At 42.3% G+C, this 18,418-nt stretch carries 13 protein-coding genes; 7 read left to right on the top strand and 6 right to left on the bottom strand.

The window, feature by feature from the left end; translation table 11 throughout:
• Positions 1-10: 10 nt before the first annotated feature.
• The 7 genes from VQ643_RS06340 (at position 11) to VQ643_RS06310 (ending at position 12,342) form a co-directional block, all read left to right on the top strand.
• Entirely contained in the window at positions 11-1,492 is a 1,482-nt protein-coding gene (locus VQ643_RS06340) for a YdgA family protein (protein WP_414198527.1), read from the top strand.
• Positions 1,493-1,567: 75 nt separating this feature from the next.
• Positions 1,568-3,109: a DUF945 family protein gene (locus VQ643_RS06335; protein ID WP_414198526.1), complete on the top strand. Its 1,542-nt coding sequence runs from the start codon at positions 1,568-1,570 to the stop codon at positions 3,107-3,109.
• 54 nt (positions 3,110-3,163) lie between these two features.
• Complete coding sequence (locus VQ643_RS06330; protein WP_414198523.1) at positions 3,164-4,444, top strand: DUF945 family protein; 1,281 nt, start codon at positions 3,164-3,166, stop codon at positions 4,442-4,444.
• A 79-nt stretch (positions 4,445-4,523) separates the two neighbouring features.
• Positions 4,524-5,705, top strand: a complete 1,182-nt coding sequence (locus tag VQ643_RS06325) for an acyl-CoA dehydrogenase (RefSeq protein ID WP_414198521.1) — start codon at positions 4,524-4,526, stop codon at positions 5,703-5,705.
• Positions 5,706-6,059: 354 nt separating this feature from the next.
• Positions 6,060-6,629 carry a hypothetical protein gene (locus VQ643_RS06320; protein ID WP_414198519.1) on the top strand — a complete coding sequence of 190 codons (570 nt, stop codon included), beginning with the start codon at positions 6,060-6,062 and terminating at the stop codon, positions 6,627-6,629.
• On the top strand, positions 6,626-8,950 hold the full coding sequence (locus tag VQ643_RS06315) for a hypothetical protein (protein WP_414198517.1): 2,325 nt from the start codon (positions 6,626-6,628) through the stop codon (positions 8,948-8,950). The genes VQ643_RS06320 and VQ643_RS06315 overlap by 4 nt, the downstream gene beginning before the upstream one ends.
• Positions 8,947-12,342 (top strand): tyrosine-type recombinase/integrase, encoded by a 3,396-nt coding sequence (locus tag VQ643_RS06310; RefSeq protein WP_414198515.1) that lies wholly within the window; start codon positions 8,947-8,949, stop codon positions 12,340-12,342. The genes VQ643_RS06315 and VQ643_RS06310 overlap by 4 nt, the downstream gene beginning before the upstream one ends.
• Before the next feature lie 114 nt (positions 12,343-12,456).
• Here the strand turns inward: VQ643_RS06310 and VQ643_RS06305 are convergent, their stop codons facing one another.
• From VQ643_RS06305 to VQ643_RS06280, 6 genes are all read right to left on the bottom strand, one after another.
• Positions 12,457-13,005, bottom strand: a complete 549-nt coding sequence (locus tag VQ643_RS06305; protein WP_414198513.1) for a sugar transferase — start codon at positions 13,003-13,005, stop codon at positions 12,457-12,459.
• Positions 13,006-13,131: 126 nt separating this feature from the next.
• On the bottom strand, positions 13,132-14,238 hold the full coding sequence (locus tag VQ643_RS06300; protein ID WP_414198511.1) for a glycosyltransferase family 4 protein: 1,107 nt from the start codon (positions 14,236-14,238) through the stop codon (positions 13,132-13,134).
• Entirely contained in the window at positions 14,235-15,395 is a 1,161-nt protein-coding gene (locus VQ643_RS06295; RefSeq protein ID WP_414198510.1) for a glycosyltransferase family 4 protein, read from the bottom strand. The genes VQ643_RS06300 and VQ643_RS06295 overlap by 4 nt, the downstream gene beginning before the upstream one ends.
• Before the next feature lie 7 nt (positions 15,396-15,402).
• On the bottom strand, positions 15,403-16,302 hold the full coding sequence (locus VQ643_RS06290; protein ID WP_414198672.1) for a GDP-mannose 4,6-dehydratase: 900 nt from the start codon (positions 16,300-16,302) through the stop codon (positions 15,403-15,405).
• A 5-nt stretch (positions 16,303-16,307) separates the two neighbouring features.
• On the bottom strand, positions 16,308-17,342 hold the full coding sequence (gmd, locus tag VQ643_RS06285; protein ID WP_414198508.1) for a GDP-mannose 4,6-dehydratase: 1,035 nt from the start codon (positions 17,340-17,342) through the stop codon (positions 16,308-16,310).
• Between the two features lie 73 nt (positions 17,343-17,415).
• The gene (locus VQ643_RS06280) at positions 17,416-18,054 is read right to left on the bottom strand and encodes an acetyltransferase (RefSeq protein WP_414198507.1); all 639 of its coding nucleotides are present in this window, start codon (positions 18,052-18,054) and stop codon (positions 17,416-17,418) included.
• Positions 18,055-18,418: the final 364 nt, after the last annotated feature.

Here is an 18,418-nt window from a genome sequence, read left to right as displayed (position 1 = left end):
AGGGAATGCTATGAAAATTAAAAAACTCTTTTTGCTCGTAGCGACAGTTGCACTAGCATATACAGGTACAAGCTGGTACTCAGGGCAACAAACCAAAGTATGGTACGAGCAATCAGTTGCAATAATTAACAAACATTTCGACCAAGCAAAGGCTAAAGATTTCACAGGCGTAGAGATTGTTGAGTATCAAGCAGGTATTTTTAGTGCTACAGCTACTCTTGAAATTAAGCAAGAATCAAATTTAAACGGAGCAAGTAGTTTTCGCTTTCAAGAGCGCATTCAACATGGCCCTATTATGTGGAATGATGATGGCATATCTTTAGTATTATCCAGTAGCCAAGGTGAGCTACTTAAAACAACGGATAAGGAAGTCCAAAAACTATTTACCAGAACCAAAGACAACAACCCTATTACTTACAGTCGTACACTTAGCTTTAATAAACAAAGTGAAACCAAGGTGACTATTGCCGAGTCAAACTTAGCCGTTGATACGGAGCAGTTTTCGGGAGGGACACTAACAGTTACTGCTAATGCTGACTTTACTGAGTTATTTGGTAGTGGCGCAGTAGAAAATATTACTGATAAGCGCAATGATTATAGCCAGGTTATTATTAAAAATTTAACCTTTAACTTTGCTAAAAATAAGATAGAAAAAAATTTAGGGTTCACTGTAGGTAAATTTAGTTTTAGCAGCAAAAAATTAAATTTAGAGCTAGACAATATAGATATTAAGTTAAAGGAGACTGATTTAGATTTGGCTAATGGTGAATTTTCCTTTAATTTCAATTCTAAAAATGCACGATTAGATGATTCTTATATTACTGATCCATTATTGGAAGTTAATATTAAGCGAAATAATGACTTTGTAGACTCTATTTTACGCATAAAAGCAGATAACTTATTATTTAATGATTACAGCTCGGGTTTAGTTGACTTAACACTTAAGACTAAAAATATTCAGTACCAACTAGCAAAAAAACTAGGTGAGCAAAAAGGTAATCAGCAATCTTCATATTTAAGTGCATTGCAACTACTTAATTATAATCCATCCGTTGCGATTGATCCTTTAATTTGGAAAAATGAAAAAGGTAAATCGACAATAATTTTAGAAACAAATTTAAAAAATTTAAATGTAGCCGCATTGAGTGATTACAGTACAGCTATTGAAGACACTGTTCCCTATTTGCGAGTTGAGTTCGATTTATCAAGAGCGCAAATCCAAGAGCTAACACAACTGTTAGAAAAAGATAAATCGCCAGAATATATTGACCAATTTATGGCTAAATATGACCAATTAGTAGATTTATTAAGCCAAGAAAAACTAGTTGTTAAACATGAGAACTCAATTTCTACACAGTGGGAACTAAAATCGGGTACTGTTTACTTTAATGAGCAAACAATGGCACTAAAAGAGTACCTCGCATTTATCGAAACTGTGGGCGAAAAAATACGTAGCCTGACAGACTCAGTAGACAAAAAGCTAACTGACTAGCATAAAACGAATACAGGTATAAATTAGCACTGTCATTCTTCAAAAGCTCATAATTACTAGGACATAGGGATTTGTATGAAAATTAAAACACTCGCTTATTTAGTCATAGCCAGTGCAGTGGCCTATACAGGTGCTGCTTGGTATTCAGGTTATCAAACGCAGCAATGGTATGAAGCTATGCTGGAAAAGGGCAATACTAAAATTGCTGAAGAACTAGGGGCCTATGGATTAGAGGGATTTAAGATAGTTGAGTATAAGCGTGGTATTTTTAGCTCAACAGTAACTATAGATATGACTATGCATCTGTTGCCGCTTACAGATGAATCCTTGTCTTTACGCTTCCAAGATAAAATTGAGCACGGCCCGCTCATTTGGCATGGCGATGGCTTTTTATTACAGCTGGCGAATATACAGGGAAAGTTATTAGAAACAGAAGACACGCAACATTGGTTCTCTTATCTTAAAAGTAAAAATAACCCTACGGCTATTAGTTACAGCGCAGCGCTTTCATTTTCTAAGGCAGTTAAAGGTTCTATGGCTGTTTCTGAGTTTAGCTCAGAAGATAAAAAATTATATCTTTCTGGTGCTGAATATAAATACGAATTTAACTTTGGGTTTAGTAAGGGGAAGGATGAAACTGCAATATCACAGTTTTCTATGTTCTCTGGAGAAGAAGAACAATTAGAAACTAATAATATTAGGCTTAATTCTAATATAGATAATGGTAAACTAAATTTAAATGCTAGCGCCAAAGAGATAGTTTTTAAAAAATTTGGGGAATTAAAATTTAGATTAATTAATCCTCGTGTTAGTATAGCTATGACTGACTTTAATCTTATTAATGATGAAGAATCGAAAGCGAGTCTTAAATACAGTATTACTGGAGATGAAATTATTGTTGGTGATGCTGTGTTATCTAAACCACTACTTTCATTTGAAGCAGATAAAAATGGCACCCTAGTTGATTTGAAACATAGCTTAAAAATAGATAATATTAAAATAAAAAATTATAATTCAGGAAGTCTGCTAATTAACTATCAGATGCCAAATCTTTATTATCAGTTTTACTCAATGCAGCAAAATGTATTTAGAAGCCCATCTTCGCAATATGTAGTAGATTTAGATAAAATTTTAAATAGTGAAGTAAGTTTTATTATTGACCCTTTAACTTGGACTAATAGTAAAGGTTCATCTAGTTTAGTACTTTCGATAACTGAGTTTACGCCTAAAACCCTTATGCTCTGGAAGGTAGGAGGGCCAGATGTAATTAAAAATAACTTTCCTCCAGTGCAACTTGACTTAATATTAGTGCGTGAACAAGTGCAAGAATTACTAGAAGCAGTGGTAGCTGATAATGCGAGTGTTAAAGAAAAAATGCGGTATTATGATTTCTGGGTAGAGCATTTGGTTAGTCAAAATCTAGCCAGTAACAAAGAGGATGTTTTATCTATTCACTGGAAATTTAAAGAAGGCGTATTATCCAGCCAAGAGCAGGATATTCCTGTAGATGCGTTTATTTTACTAATGCAAAAGGCAAGCTTACAGCAAAGCTTAGTAATTGATTATTCTAAACAAGACGAAGCGAATCTTGATATGGAACATTATACAGAGGAGTGATTTCACTCAAGCTCAGTTCTACTTAAGGCTGAGCTTGTTTAGGGCACAAAGATTATGCGTAAACTGCTTTACTTTTTAAGTACGTTTGCCATCTTATACACTGGCTGTAGTTGGTATTTTGGTTATAAAACCCATGAGTTTTATCAAAACCTACCTGCCAATGTATTAGAAGCAGAGCTATTGGGATTTGAAGCCGGTATCTTTACCTCTACAGCTTATTTTCAAATGAATAGCTGGCAGTCTAAGCTGGCTCCTAACCAAGTAATACAGGCAAAGATAGAGCACGGGCCTTTTCCATGGAGCGATCTCAGCACAGGAAATTTTACACCTCGGCTAGCGCGCATTTCACAAATTGGTGTGAACCCGCAAGATTTAACCACAGAGACTCAGCATGTACGGGAGACAGCATTAGAGCATGCTCCTGAAACCCTATTTGCACAGTTAACTTGGTTAAATTTAGATTTTTCGCGACAAATAAAAGCTCGTACAGCACAAATTGAGCACAATAATAAGCTTGCCTTAGCCAGTAGTCGATTAAAAATAAAATGGGCTGCAAGCCAAACTTTGCAAGAGTTGAATATAGATATTCCTTACTTAGAATTATCAGCTCAACAGCATCTTCTTAGATTACAGAACTTACAAATAAGCTATAAGCCACTTCATAATCAGCAACAGTTAATATTTATACAGGCAGATGAAGTAACCTTTGCAGGTTGGCGATTTGATCACTTTTCGGCTTCTTTCATGTTAAAACCTCATCAAAATCAAATCTTTGGCTTAGATTTGGATCTGCTAGTGAGTGATATTGCAGCTGGTGAAAATGGCATTGGCACTTTTGAGTTAAAGGCGCGGTTAGATGCTTTACCTGTTTTGCTTCTTGAGCCAAGTTGGGTACTCAATAACATCAATATCGATCAACTTTGGCGGCAGCTCATTCAGCACAATCCAACAGTAGATATTGTAAAACTACGTCTAACCAATCGTGCGCAGCAAATTTACAGTCAATTACAAGGCCATATGTTGTTAGCTGAACTGCCCTTGCTTGCTCAACATAGATTGCAACAACAAACACCAAATAAACTGCAACTTAGCTTAGATTGGTCGCTTACTACAGTGCAGGATATCAGCCAGGCGTTAGCCGTGGAGATGGACTTAACGGCCTATGCCAACAGTATGCAAAGTATGATCAAGGCAGGGCTAATTCAGTCGCCAGAACAAGGTAAATTTCAGATAGAAATAACAGTCAATAATGGAAACTTAGCCATCAATGGCCATCGCCTAAGCCATGGACAACTAATGCAGGTTTTTAGAACTTTCATGAATTTGGCGCAATAAGGTAGCTCAATAGTCGTAATTAACTTGACGTTAAGGTAAGGCTATAGCAGTTTTGAGTTATTTAAAATGAGCAATGACAATGACAAAAAATACTAGCTTTCAATGGGACGACCCGCTGTTGCTGCGCCAACAGCTTACTGAACAAGAATGCATGGTGCAGGACAGTGCAGCACGTTTTGCACAAACAGAACTCGCGCCTCGGATCTTGCAAGCTTTTCGTCATGAGCAGACCGATCCGGCTATTTTCCGCGCTATGGGTGAGGCTGGCCTATTAGGCGCTTTGATTCCAGAAAGCTATGGTGGTAGCGCTTTAAACTATGTTAGCTATGGTCTAGTCGCACGAGAAATTGAACGTGTAGATTCAGGCTTTCGCTCTATGATGAGCGTCCAAGCCTCGCTGGTTATTTTGCCTATTTACCGTTTTGCCAGTGAACCAGCGAAGCAGAAATACCTGCCAAAACTAGCTAGTGGTGAATATATTGGTTGTTTTGGCTTAACAGAACCAGATCATGGATCAGATCCTGGTTCAATGCTCACAAGCGCAAAAAAAGTACAAGGTGGCTACAGCCTTTCAGGGAGTAAAACCTGGATTACCAATAGCCCAATTGCTGACGTTTTTGTTGTATGGGCTAAAGATGAAGAACAGAAAATCCGTGGTTTTATTTTAGAAAAAAACTTCAAAGGGCTAAGTGCGCCAAGTATTCAAGGTAAAGTTGGCTTGCGTGCGTCTATCACTGGGCAAATTTTAATGCAGGATGTATTTGTTCCAGAAGAAAATGCTTTTCCTGAAATACGTGGTTTAAAAGGACCTTTTACGTGTTTAGATTCTGCTCGCTACGGCATTAGTTGGGGCGCTTTAGGTGCGGCTGAGGCCTGTTGGCATACTGCACGGCAATACTGCTTAGATCGCAAGCAATATGGTCGTCCTTTAGCTGCTAACCAGCTAATTCAAAAAAAATTGGCTGATATGCAAACAGAAATTACCTTAGCGCTACAAAGCTGCTTGCGTTTAGGGCGTATGAAAGATGAAGGCAGTGCCAGCGTGGAAATAACATCCATCATGAAACGCAATAGCTGCGGCAAAGCCCTTGAAATAGCACGTTTAGCCCGCGACATGCTGGGTGGCAATGGCATTAGTGATGAATACGGCATAGCACGCCATTTGGTTAATCTTGAAGTGGTGAATACCTACGAAGGCACGCATGATATCCATGCGTTAATACTAGGTCGCGCGCAAACAGGCATCCAAGCTTTTTTCTAATAACGAAATGCGCCAGAATTATCTCAGGCGCATGGACGCAGAACTTTAATCTAGGTATCATTGCCGCGCTGCTACGCACCCGTAGCTCAGCTGGATAGAGTACTGCCCTCCGAAGGTGGTACCGCCTAATTATATTAAACCACTTCATTCTACCTTAACCTATATCCCCTTATATATCAGCAACTTACAACCGCTTAATGGCGAGCACGCATAACGTACATCTATGCAATATAAGGCCAATCGAGCAAGTCAATACTAAATTTGGTCACAATAGACTGGCTCAGATATGAGCCACTTTTGACTACCGCCTAATTTACTAACATACTGCCAGTAGGGTTTTATGAGGTAAATTCAATGGCTGGCACGTACGCTTCTGTAGCAATTAAAAATCTAGCTCCCCATCCAGGCATTGGTCAAATTCTGACCAGGTCTCTAGCGGATTATAAGCAGGAAAACTTCGCGTTTTTTAGCGATGAGATGCTTTTAATCATGCAGAAAAGTATGCCTGCTCATGCAGTTAAAACCGACACTAATCAGTTGTTGTTTTTTGCTGGGTGGGAGTTGCTCAGTGAGTTGAGGCGTAGAAATATTGCAACTGCCCAAGTTGTAATACATAAAAAAGTTCCGGATCAAATTGAGCTGTGGGCACTACAAAGTCAGCTCAGTAAAGCGATTTATATTCGGGGAAATCTTAGCTCAAGACATGAGTGTTTTTACGATTTACTGAATAAAAATAAGCCCCTCTGGAGAAGAATATTTTCCACTCCCAAACCCCGCACAACCGTTGCAGCTTTACAACGGCTTTGTAATGTAGGGCGAGGCTATGCTCGAGGCGTTAAGGAGCGGCATGCCTCTGATGAGTCGACGGTCAGCCCACTCGAGCTTTTATTGAGCAGCTCAGATAAGCAAGAGGATAAGCAATGATCAGCAGCTTCTTCACTTTAGAACACCCGAAAGAAGTACGGGATGCATTAGAGTTACGTGCTGCTCAACTTGTGATCAGAATTCTAAATGCCAGCGATGATGAGTTTCTGCAAAACAGGATTTATAGGCATTATTCGCTCATTGATGAACGAACCACTCCTGCCGTTACAGACCATGAAAAACTTGACCAAATATCCCAAGATCTGAGAGATAGCAAGCAAATTACCCTGGCGCAGACAGAAGCTTTTTTATGTTTACCTCCCATTCAAAGCAACGCTCTTGCTAACTGGCAGTCACTTATATTATTTACCTCGTTAGAACATAAACGCCTGTTTGGTGAAACTGCTCGCAGTCTGCGTGCAATGAGTTCTTTTAGGCTGCTGTTGCAGGATAAGCAGGAAAATAAGAATCCCCAGGAAATTGAGCTTATTGAGAGAAATCTTCCAGACCCACTACAATGGTCAGGTCTGATTATAGTTCAACTTTCAGCGTTTTTAGATGCTCCACCAGTCGCGTACGAGACATATATACGGCAACGCCTGCTGCCAATTCGGCGAATACTAGCGGATGTGCAAGAAGAGGAGCAAAAGAACGTACGCTCGCGGGAGCAACGTAGCAGCAGCGAAAAACAAACGCCTAAACAGGAAGTAAAGCAGCCTGATATTCCCCTGTCTCCAGTCAAACGAGGGCAGTTTAGTAGTGTTAGTAAAAGCGCCAGAGTAGATGATGATCAAGCTGAACATACCCTAGTACAGGAATATCCTGATAAAACAGATAGCACATTAAATAATGTGGAATTTGCATCTGACAATGCTCCTGAGCGGTCATACATTACCCTCGCACCAGATGAAACAGCCCCCGCCAGCTTAAAACGCTCTTTTATGCTGAGCGCAATACGCGCTAAAACAGTAGCCGGCCATATTGAACGAAATGAAAAGCGGCTTGTTACGATGACGAGCCACTTGACGCGGCATGACATCAATAGTTTGAAAAAAGCCGTGCAGGTATACCCGCCTAGCCAGCCGGAAGTGATGCTCGTTTTGCATTTAATGTTTACAACTGGGCGGCGCATGGAACAGATTTTACGAGCGCAGCAGGTTGAGCACTCAAACGAGTTAAGCGAGCCGGGGGATGCTATCGCATTTCAGGAAAACGGTAAGGCTTTTTGGATGTACAAACCTGATCTACCGAGGCATGAGCTAGCAGGTAACCTAGGCTTATTGGTTGACCAGCAAAAAAACCCAGTGATTTTACCGCTGCCATTCTCTCCGGCGATGGACTGGGCTAGATACCTTCCAGACAATACAGAGTCGCTACGGCAGGCCATCGCTGATTTTATTAATGACGTGAACCGTGATTACAAAACTAAATTGACAAGCAACCGCATAGGTGATTTTTTAAGCAATTATCTGCACCATCAGGGCGTGGATGATGTTGTTAATGCACTGGTAACGGGAAATCCAGAGATTCAAGAAGCGGGTACCTATTACCATCAGTTCGACCACACAGAAATACTCAGCGCATACGAGCTATTTACAAAAGAGTTTTTCTCTAACGCAATCCCTGATGACATTAAAACACCTCTTATAAATCGTGATGGTGGCGGCTCTCAGCTTATTGTTAAACATCAAGCTGTGTCCGCATTGTTTGCTCACTTGACTGCTAAAGTCCACGCCAACAAAGGTATCGCTGAATTTCACAATGCGTACACCTTTTACATTCTGCATTTGTTAAATCTGGCTACTGGTCACAGGCCTGTGCGCGACGCTTTTGACGATCTAAGTCATATCGATCTTTTAAATAAAAAGATTTACATTTCAGATAAAGAATCTCGTCAAACTGCATCCTCAGCTCGAGTGCTTGTGTTGCCTGAAGCAGCAATACAGCAAATTCAGTTGTATCTAGAACACTTAAAAAACATTCAATTACTACTGCACAGCATAGACCCCCAATTAGCGGATGCAGTGGAAATGACGTTGTCAGGAAACAGTCGTTTGTTGTTTTTACTGCAGGAAAATCAGCTTGGTAGCTATCAAATACAATCACTTGGACCTAAGGAAGTTAAAGCGTACTTAGGTGCTTTGTTTGATATCCCTACAAACTGGCATCGTCATTTTTTACGAACTATGCTGGCCAAAAATAAGATCTCCGGAGAGCTCATCGACTCTTGGATGGGGCACGCCAAAATAGGACAAGAAGGCTACAGCCAGTACAGTGGCCTCAGCATGCAGAGCTTAAATAAAATTGCAGATATAATTGATCAAATAATGAAAGATTTGGATGTGCAGCCTGTGCATGGTTGGGGTGGTCATAGCCTATGAATGATAAAGCAGAACTGTATGGTTCAAGACAACGTGCCACAGACAGCAAGACCGCACATAAAAGATACTCAGGGCAAGTACGCAGGCAAATGGAGCTTTGGATACCAGAGCATCTACCTGTACTGCTGGAAGGACAACACGCAGATAACACCGTATTTCTAGTCCAAGTTCGCCTCTTCAGGGCTTTTCTTCGAGAACAATACAATGATCTACAACGCCTAAAGCTTGCTTATGAATACCTTGCAAGAACAGTGGCTCGCGGCAATGATGAAGGTTACTGGGCTTTAGACATACCCTCCACGATTGTAAGCGTGCCGAGATCACGAAGCAGTCGCAATCACCAGTTCTTCAAAAACGGGATTGAGGCAGCAAAGTTACATCGATCTTGGTTAGGAATAATTGAGCGTAGTCCTAGAGTACCGAGTCCTTACCAGAGTCGATTGGCAGATGTGCTGATATCCGCAGCCTATTATGGTGGCATAGGCAACCCTCGAGCTCTTACAAGCTTGGCTAACCTGCTGCAAACCAACAGCAAGCCTCTGCAAAGAATCGGCGAAATAATTTGGCTCGATTTAGTCTGGAGCGGTGGCCGAGACCCCCTAAATTATAAGATCCAGCAGGACAGCAGCGTAGGCTGGCAGACACTGTATCGTTTTTACCCTGACAACCGTACTCTCGGCCTAATATTGTCGCTGCAAAACCATAAAAACAAACGTGAACAACAAGCGGCTCATAATAAGCCACTAGAACAGAATGATGTGTGGTCACTGATTAAAACAAGACTGCTTGATGGCAAGCACACAACAAGCATTAATAGTCTTCGTGCATTTTGTAGTGGCGCACAATCTGTTACTGAAATGCTGCAGGACGTGGATATACCACAAGCCCTTTTAGAGTGCGCTTCTGGTCGTGTCGCAAGCACCTCACTACTGCCAGAACAGCAGCGGGACTGGTTGCTGCAGGTTCAACCTGAACAGCACACCACTGCGTTTGACTTTCAAACTATTGCTAGCAGCTTATTTAATTCGAGGAGAGCCAGAGAAGTAAAAAAAGAGCAGGCTCCACACAGGGTATCAGATGCAATTATCGACCCTCTTCTCGTAGCAACAAGGCGGGCGTTACGCTCAAAGGACAACGGGTTGAAGCGTTCGCTAGAGCAGGCTATTGATGAGCTCAATGACTTATTGGCTGAATGCACATCTTTGAATGCTCAAATTCTTATTCATTGGCTCATCAACCGTATCGGGCCGCTAAAACTGTCATCGGTGTACCGTTACCACATCGAAGTATCGAGCTTGTGGTTTTACCATACAAATGAGCAATTACTAGGCGGGCAAGAACTTGATGAGCTAGATGAAAGCGAGCTAGAGCATATCTATGGGCAAATTCTAGCAAGTAAAGACGATGCTCAGTCTCGCAACTATTTGCAAGGACGCCTTCAAGACATGCACCAATTCGCTAGTGAGCACTACGGCCTACCCCCACTAAACAGCTTCTTCTCAACAACAAGTGTTGCTGAAAAACAAACTCAAGTTCGAGCGGGTTATATACCAGAAGCCTTTTACCAATCTATGCTAAAAAGTATGGATGCTTTGACTGGCCTAGAACAAGACACAGTAGAAGGTCTGAAAGTTTTACTGATCTTGGCATACCGCACGGGCATGCGTCGCGGAGAACTGCTTAAAATCCGGCTATCCGATATTGAAGAGTCAGCTGAGGCTTGGATTTATGTGGTAAACAATCGGTATGGCAATAACAAAACAGATTCTGCTCGACGCAAAATACCCACCTATCTGCTTTTACAGGAGGGAGAATTTAAGCAGTTTCAAAATTATATCGGACGTCGTCGCAGTCAAAATGAGCATATAACTAACACCCTTGCTTTTTCAGATCCGCACGCAGTCACTACTCCTCATAGCGGATCAATGGTGAGCAATCTAGTTAAGTACCTGCTCACCTTATACGGGCTCAGCGATTTAACCTTTCATCATCTCAGGCACAGCGCGCTAACCAATTTAATGGTTGTCATGCATGGCAGCGATAGCCTTACCTCACAACTGACTGGGTATAGCCTAGAGCATGCAGAACTGATTCGGGCTGAGCTTTATTGTGCAAACCCGAATAGTCAGCGCGATATTTATAGTGCTATTGCAGGACTTGCAGGCCACTTAACGCCAGAAACAACTTTTCTGCACTACATCCATGAAACCAGTCTACTGCTTTGGGAGCGCCTAAAACAATACAACCCTGAGCTGAATATCAGTGAGGCACGATATTTTAGTGGTCTGTCCACAGAGTTTATTAATAAACATATTTCACAATCAGAGCAGTCACTTAAACTCTCTGAGTTAAGACCTGAGATTATTGCTAGGCTGACATCCGCTACCGATGTAATCAATGCAGCCACTGAGCTTGAACATACAGTTGCTGAAAAAAGTATTGAGGCTAGCAAAAGACACAAGGCCACTGTCACCGATTGCTACAGTGCTTTAAAAGATATTGAGGACGGCGACTCGATTGCTGTCACCGCTATTCGTTATGCCCTAGCAGAAAGACAAATTACCAACTGGTTTGAAGCAGCTAAGTGGCTACAAAGTTTAAAAACAAGCCGCGGCAATCGCCGATTGTTTCCTAAAAACTTAAAAGCAACAGTGCTAGGTATACCTCTACTTCCAGCTAGAGTGCAAGATAAAGCGACAACCAATGAGGTTGATAAAACGATTAATCAGCTGAGACAATTATACATTGATGACCGCGATGAAATGCTGTGGTGTATGCAATACTGGATTTACAACACGAGCCAATCCAGAGCAGGCATTCGATTTACTGACCCAAAAGACCTTAAGCGTTTTATAAAGACGCTACACAGCGTCATTCCTTACAGTCGCTGGTATCTCCGGTTACTGGTCACACCTCAGTCAACACTGGCAGACCTAGAAGAATGGCGAATTAGAAGAATAAACAATCCAGTTGAGCAACCTGTAAAAACCGGTAAAACGATCCAAGCGTACCTAACACTACGCCACGCGGATGAGAAAAATATTCTTGCAAGCCACAAGAAAAGTATGAACCAGTATTCATCAACGTTGCTGAAGTACGTGTTCCATATGTTGGCGATAATGATTGGGATTGGCCCAGAAGAAGATCGAGAATTAGCCATCAATGATGCGGCTGTCAGTGTTGATACGTCAGCAAGTGAAGAGACGCAACCATCCGTCGAGACAACCACTCAGGCGGACTCATATAGTGATAGCAGTAGTAGACCAGATGATACAGCTCAGTCCAGTTCGCCCAGCGAACTGGACTTAAACAATCGTAATCAACAAGAACAAAAGCAAACACGCTCCATCGATGAGGTTCTCAATGAATACTTGGGCGGTGAGTTTTTTTGATCAGGACAAATAGCCGCACAGTCCAAGTATGTATGTAGCACTGCAGAGTAACTACCGTGGTTTTATTTTAAAGCTACTCTACTCTTAGGCTCTAGCAATATTTGTACTGCGTTATCAACTAACTCGATCGCCGCTGCCTTTACCGGTTAGGGTCAGTAGAATGTATTTGAAATACTTAAGCACATTCATACTGGCTAACATGTTGGCGTCTGTAATCGCCAGTTTTTCTGGTTGTGACATGTCAATGCCGCGTACCTGGGCCAAGCCAGTAATGCCAGGTCGGCCTTGGTAAACATCCCGTAACTGGCGTTGTTCAATCAACTCATATTGGTTAAACAGATTGGGGCGAGGACCCACTAAACTCATATCCCCCTTGAGCACATTCCAAAGTTGCGGAAGCTCATCCAGTTTAGTTTTACGCAGAAAACTCCCTAGCCGAGTTATAGATGCTGCTGGGGCTAGGTGAGTCGCGACTGATTGTGTGCCAACCTTCATGGTACGGAATTTAACCAGGGTGAAAGCCCTTTGATTGCGCCCCATGCGCTGCTGAAAAAATAATGGTGAGCCGGTATCGAACATCCCAAGAATAAATAACAGCGCTAACACAGGCGCTCCAACGATCAGGCCAAGTAGAGCAAAGAAGATATCTAACACTCGTAGCATGGGAGCATACTCACAAATGGAACAATCGCTAAAGCTTCTTAAGCGCCGCCGCAATAAATAAAATAGGACTTGCCATAAAACTCAACAGGCATGTTGCACTACCTTGTAACTAACGCATGCCGGCATTTAAAGCAAACTATGATACAGATCGATGTAAGCTGATACCATCTGCTCCGAGCTGAACAACTCTTTATAGCGTAAACGAGCATTGGCACCCATTTCACTGGCCATATCCTCATCATTCCACAGCTTTACCATAGCAATAGACAGAGCAGAGGAGTCCTCAGGGGGGACCACTAAACCTGTTTTATCCGCTAGGTTTACATAAGTTGTTCCGGTGCTGATCTCGCATGAAATTAGCGGCTTGCCATACATTGCGCCTTCCAATAGCGAAATTCCAAACGCCTCAGAACGCAAGTGAGATGGAAATACTAAAGAATAACAAAGAGTAAGTAATGCCGCTTTATCTTCATCATCAATACGGCCGACGAACTGCACGTGCTTTATGCCTAATGCGTCTGCTTCTTCTTTTAACTGCACTTCTATACCGCCATCACCGGCAATGATTAGGGGTAACTTGCTAATAGCGGCAGCTTTAAGCAACCAAGACAGTCCTTTGTAATAACGTAAGGCACCAACAAAAAGGAAAAATTTTTCACCGCAGCGCTCTCGCCAATAAGCCAGCCTTTCTGTAGTGGGCGCGAGATAGGTTTCCTGCGCAAGACCGTATGGAATAACCTGAACACGGTCTTTATGCTGTTGTAATACTTCGCTTGAAGAGACGTAGTTTGGTGATGCTGCAACAATAGCGTCTGCAGTAGACAGAAATTTATGCAACAGTGGCTGATACAGTTTTAACAGGTGTTTTTGTTTCACAATGTCTGAATGATAGCTAATAACCGTTGGTTTTTTAGTGCGTGATAAAAAATGCACTATATCCATAAATGGCCAAGGAAAATGATAATGAATAATATCCGCTTGCTTGGCCAGCTCGGTAAAATCTCGAATAACAGAGAAAGAAAAACCAGTAGAGGCGATCTCAATATCTAACTTGGAACGATGCGTCATGTGCTGCCCCAAGGGCTCATTACGTGCCGCCCCTCGTTTACTTAAATAAAGCACATCCGACTCAACACCCTGCTTGCTACAACCTTCCGCCAACTGGAAAATGACCTGTGGAATGCCACCGAAACTCTCCGGTTGATAGGTTTTGTAAAAATGTAGAATTTTCATAAGTGCTGCAATACCGAACGATACACATCTGTGGTTGCTTGAGCACAACCAGCCCAAGAAAATAAAGCAGCACGGTCAATACCCTGTGCGCTCGCTTGACTGCGCCAGTTATCATCCTCTAAACCACGGCGAAGTAAATCAGTGAACCCTGCCACATCATCTGGAGCAGTCATTAAGGCAACATCACCGACTACTTCTGGCAAAGAAGAGCTGTTAGAGCACACAACAGGAACCCCCGAACTCATGGCTTCAAGCACTGGCAATCCAAAGCCCTCATAGTGAGATGGGAAAACAAATAAGCGCGCGCCAGAGTACAGCAAAGGCAAGTGTTCTGCAGGTGTAAAACCTAGGTACTTTGCCCAGCCTTCCCGCTCGGCTTGATGAATCCGCGCATGGATAGCATCACTCTGCCAACCTTTATACCCCGCCAAAATTAAAGGCCAACGTTGCCTCAAATTAACCGGCAAGCGTGAATAGGCATCCAGCAGTGTTATCAAGTTTTTGCGCGGCTCTATAGTGCCCACATAAAGCGAATATTCACCGGGTTCTAAACCGTACTCAGCTAACACAGGCTGAACTTCATGGGCAGCGCGCGGAAAAAACTCAGGAGAGCTCGCCAAAGGAACGGTATGAATACGCTCGAGCGGCCAAGAAAAATACTCGGCTAACTCCTTACGGGTATATTCAGAGTCAGTAATCAAAGCATCTGCAGTTTTCAGTGTTCTGCCAATCTCTTTCTGCATAAAGCGCACCCGTTCGGGTGGATGACAGTGCGCCCAAGTGAAGGGAGAAAGATCATGAAAGGTCGCCACTTTTAAGCCAGGCGTTGCTGGCAAATAAAAGTTAGGACCATGATACAAGTAATCAGCGTAGTTTTTTAATGCATGACGCTGAATAAAAGGTAGGAACTGGCGATAAGCCTCAGATGCTACAGGATTGCGCTGCACCCAGCGCTTCAACGTAGAAAAATCGACCCCTTCAACACCAGCAGACGTTTGATTGGCCATAGGCAGCTCATTAACCACTCTTCTGCCAGAAAAATAGGCTAAGTCAGCAATCGCATCATTTTTCTTAAGATGACGAATCAACTCATAGGTATAACGACCAATGCCCGTTAAAGGAAAGCGGATCGGGTCAATGGAAATTATAACCTTCACGTAACTATCACTTGTCTAAAATCATCCATTTTAAAGTCTCTACAAAGTGCATAGGCTGCCAATTAGGCACTAAGCTTTGCAAGCGTTTAGGGCTACCGCACAGGGAGCGCACTTCGTTAGCTCTAACAAAAGCCGGATTCACCTGCACCTCAATACTATGGCCGGTAATTGACTCACATGAAGTAATAACCTCACGTAAAGATAAGGCTATCCCAGAGCAAACGTTCACCGTTTGCCCAATAGCCAAAGGATTGCCCAATAAGCCTAGATACGCTGCCACCAAAGCACGCACATCACTAAAATCACGCCAAACATCTAAGTTGCCCAGCTCTATCACCGGGGCTTGGTCTTTAAAGTGGGCGACTATTTTGGGGATTAGAAACTTTTCTTCCTGCCCAACCCCGGTGTAATTAAAAGGGCGCGTAATGATGATAGGCAACCTGTCATGCCATAAACTGGCCATGTGCTCCATGGCCAGTTTACTCACAGCATAATCATTGGCTGGCGCTACTGCGGCAGACTCATCTAATACTCCAGACTGCGCATTGCCATACACATTAGCACTGCTCGCCAGTAATACCGCCTCAGGCGGGTTATCTAGATCAGCCAGCGCAGAAAGCAGGTTGCGTGTACCGACTAGGTTCACCCCATAAAAGGCAGCGGGATCACCATGACCAACAAAAGATACAGCAGCTAAGTGGATGACACGGTGCGGCTGCACTTCTTGAACCACCCGTGACACAGCCTCTCTATCACAGAGATCCAGCTGAAACACCCCAGCCTCATGCACAGTCTGGGTTGATGTTCCGAATACCTGATAACCCACCTCAAGCAAACTGGCCGCAAGATAGCGGCCAGTAAAGCCATTGATTCCAGTAACCAGAACGCGTTTACCTGAATCTGTCAAAGTCATTAGAACGAGAACCCTTGCTTGTTGCGACGCAAGTCAGCTTCAACCATCATTTTGCAGAGTTCTTCTAAGCTAGTCTTAGGCTCCCAACCTAGCAACTCTTTAGCCTTAGCAGGATTGCCAATGAGCAGCTCAACTTCGGCTGGGCGATAAAACTTAGGGTTCACCTGAACAATGGTTTTCCCGGTAGCTGTATCGATAGCTTTTTCGTCTTCCCCTTTACCTTGCCACTCAAGACTAATATCAGCAGCTTTTGCGGCCATGGTCACAAAATCACGTACTGTTTCAGTTCGGTTAGTAGCCACTACAAAAGTATCTGGCTCATCTACTTGCAGCATACGCCACATAGCATCCACATAGTCTTTGGCATAGCCCCAGTCACGTTTAGCATCCATATTGCCTAGCTCAAGCACATCTAACTTACCAAGCTTAATTTTAGCAATAGAATCTGTAATTTTACGGGTTACAAACTCTTGGCCGCGCAAAGGTGATTCATGGTTAAACAAAATACCACTAGCACCAAAAATCCCATAAGACTCACGGTAATTAACTGTCATCCAGTGCGCATAAAGTTTAGCAACGGCATAGGGGCTACGTGGGTAAAAAGGCGTATCTTCTTGCTGTGGAATCGCTTGAACCTCGCCAAACATCTCAGAAGTAGAAGCCTGATAATACTTAACTTTAGGGTTAACAATACGAATAGCTTCAAGCAAATTAACAGCACCTAAGCCAGATATTTCCGCTGTAGTTATGGGTTGCTCAAAAGAAACACCCACAAAACTTTGCGCGGCAAGGTTGTAAACTTCTGTAGCTTCTGTTTTTTGCAATAAACGAATGCTGGATGAAAGATCAGTCAGATCATATTCAACTAGATGTAAATTAGGATGCTTAGTAACGTCTAATTCATCCATACGCCAAAAATTTACTGAAGCTGTGCGGCGATAAGTACCATAAACTGTGTAGCCTTTATCAAGTAATAACTCTGTTAGATAGGCACCATCTTGCCCTGTAACACCTGTAACAATTGCTTTTTTCATTTCATTTTCCTATGGTCTAAAAGATTAAACGGACAATACTAAGCTATTAACTAGGTACATCCAGAATGAGGTTCTAAAGTAGAATTCGATTAGCTGCAGGTATAACAACCTGTCCAGCTGCTACATCTCGTACAATGCTTGTACCAGCACCAATGACAGCGCCATGGCCAATCTTTATTCCCTGAACAATATTTGCACCCGTACCTATATGTACCCTGTCTGCAGTAGTAACACTACCATTAAGCGTGACACCTGGCGCAAGGTGGTTGTGGTTACCAATTTTGCAATCATGCTCTACAATTACACCCGTATTAATTAAGCAGTTTTTTCCGATAGTGGCGTTGGTTTGAATGATTGCACCAGCCATTATTTGCACACCCTCTTCTAATGCTAGGTGTTTAGACAAAATAGCATGAGGCGAGATTACGCTAGCAAAACGGTATCCGCGATTGGAATAAAAATCAAACAGCTTCCAACGTAAGTCTTGCCCAGGAATAGCACCGAGACCATTCACTAGCTCAACCTCTTCTGGGGAGTAGCTAGACAGTAAACTCTGATCACTAACCAGTTGTTTTACACCTGATAAAGGGCTATTAGCTTTAATTGGTTCAGGTGAAACAACCGCAATTAAATTACTACCTTCATTTAGAAGTATCTCAGCAATTACAGAAGCCTGCTCACCACCACCTAAAACAACTAGATCTTTAAACATTATTTGTAATTTCTTAGGCGCTAACTTTGAGTGCAACACCTAACTTTAATCAGTTAAGGTATTGTCATAAAATATACAGATCTTTCCTATAAAAATAGAAATTATCCACACCTTTACTTATCATTAACACCAGACATAGCAAGACCTGAATCAATTAATAAGTAAAAGCATCAAAACCTTCAGGAGCCTTTCATATAAACAAGTGCAAATTTATGAAACCAAGAAATCCTTGATACATATCTATATTTCTCCAACACCAAAAGAGCAACATAAAAAAATACACTAAATACGAAAAAACAAAAACCAAGGAAAATCAGCACCTGCTGAAAACTGAGATTAATCTCCGCACGATTACCAAAATAAA

The sequence above is a fragment of the Pseudomonas sp. F1_0610 genome, from assembly GCF_047470865.1.
In the GTDB taxonomy this organism is placed as follows: domain Bacteria; phylum Pseudomonadota; class Gammaproteobacteria; order Pseudomonadales; family Pseudomonadaceae; genus JAZDRH01.
This window is presented reverse-complemented; position numbering and strand designations above follow the sequence as displayed.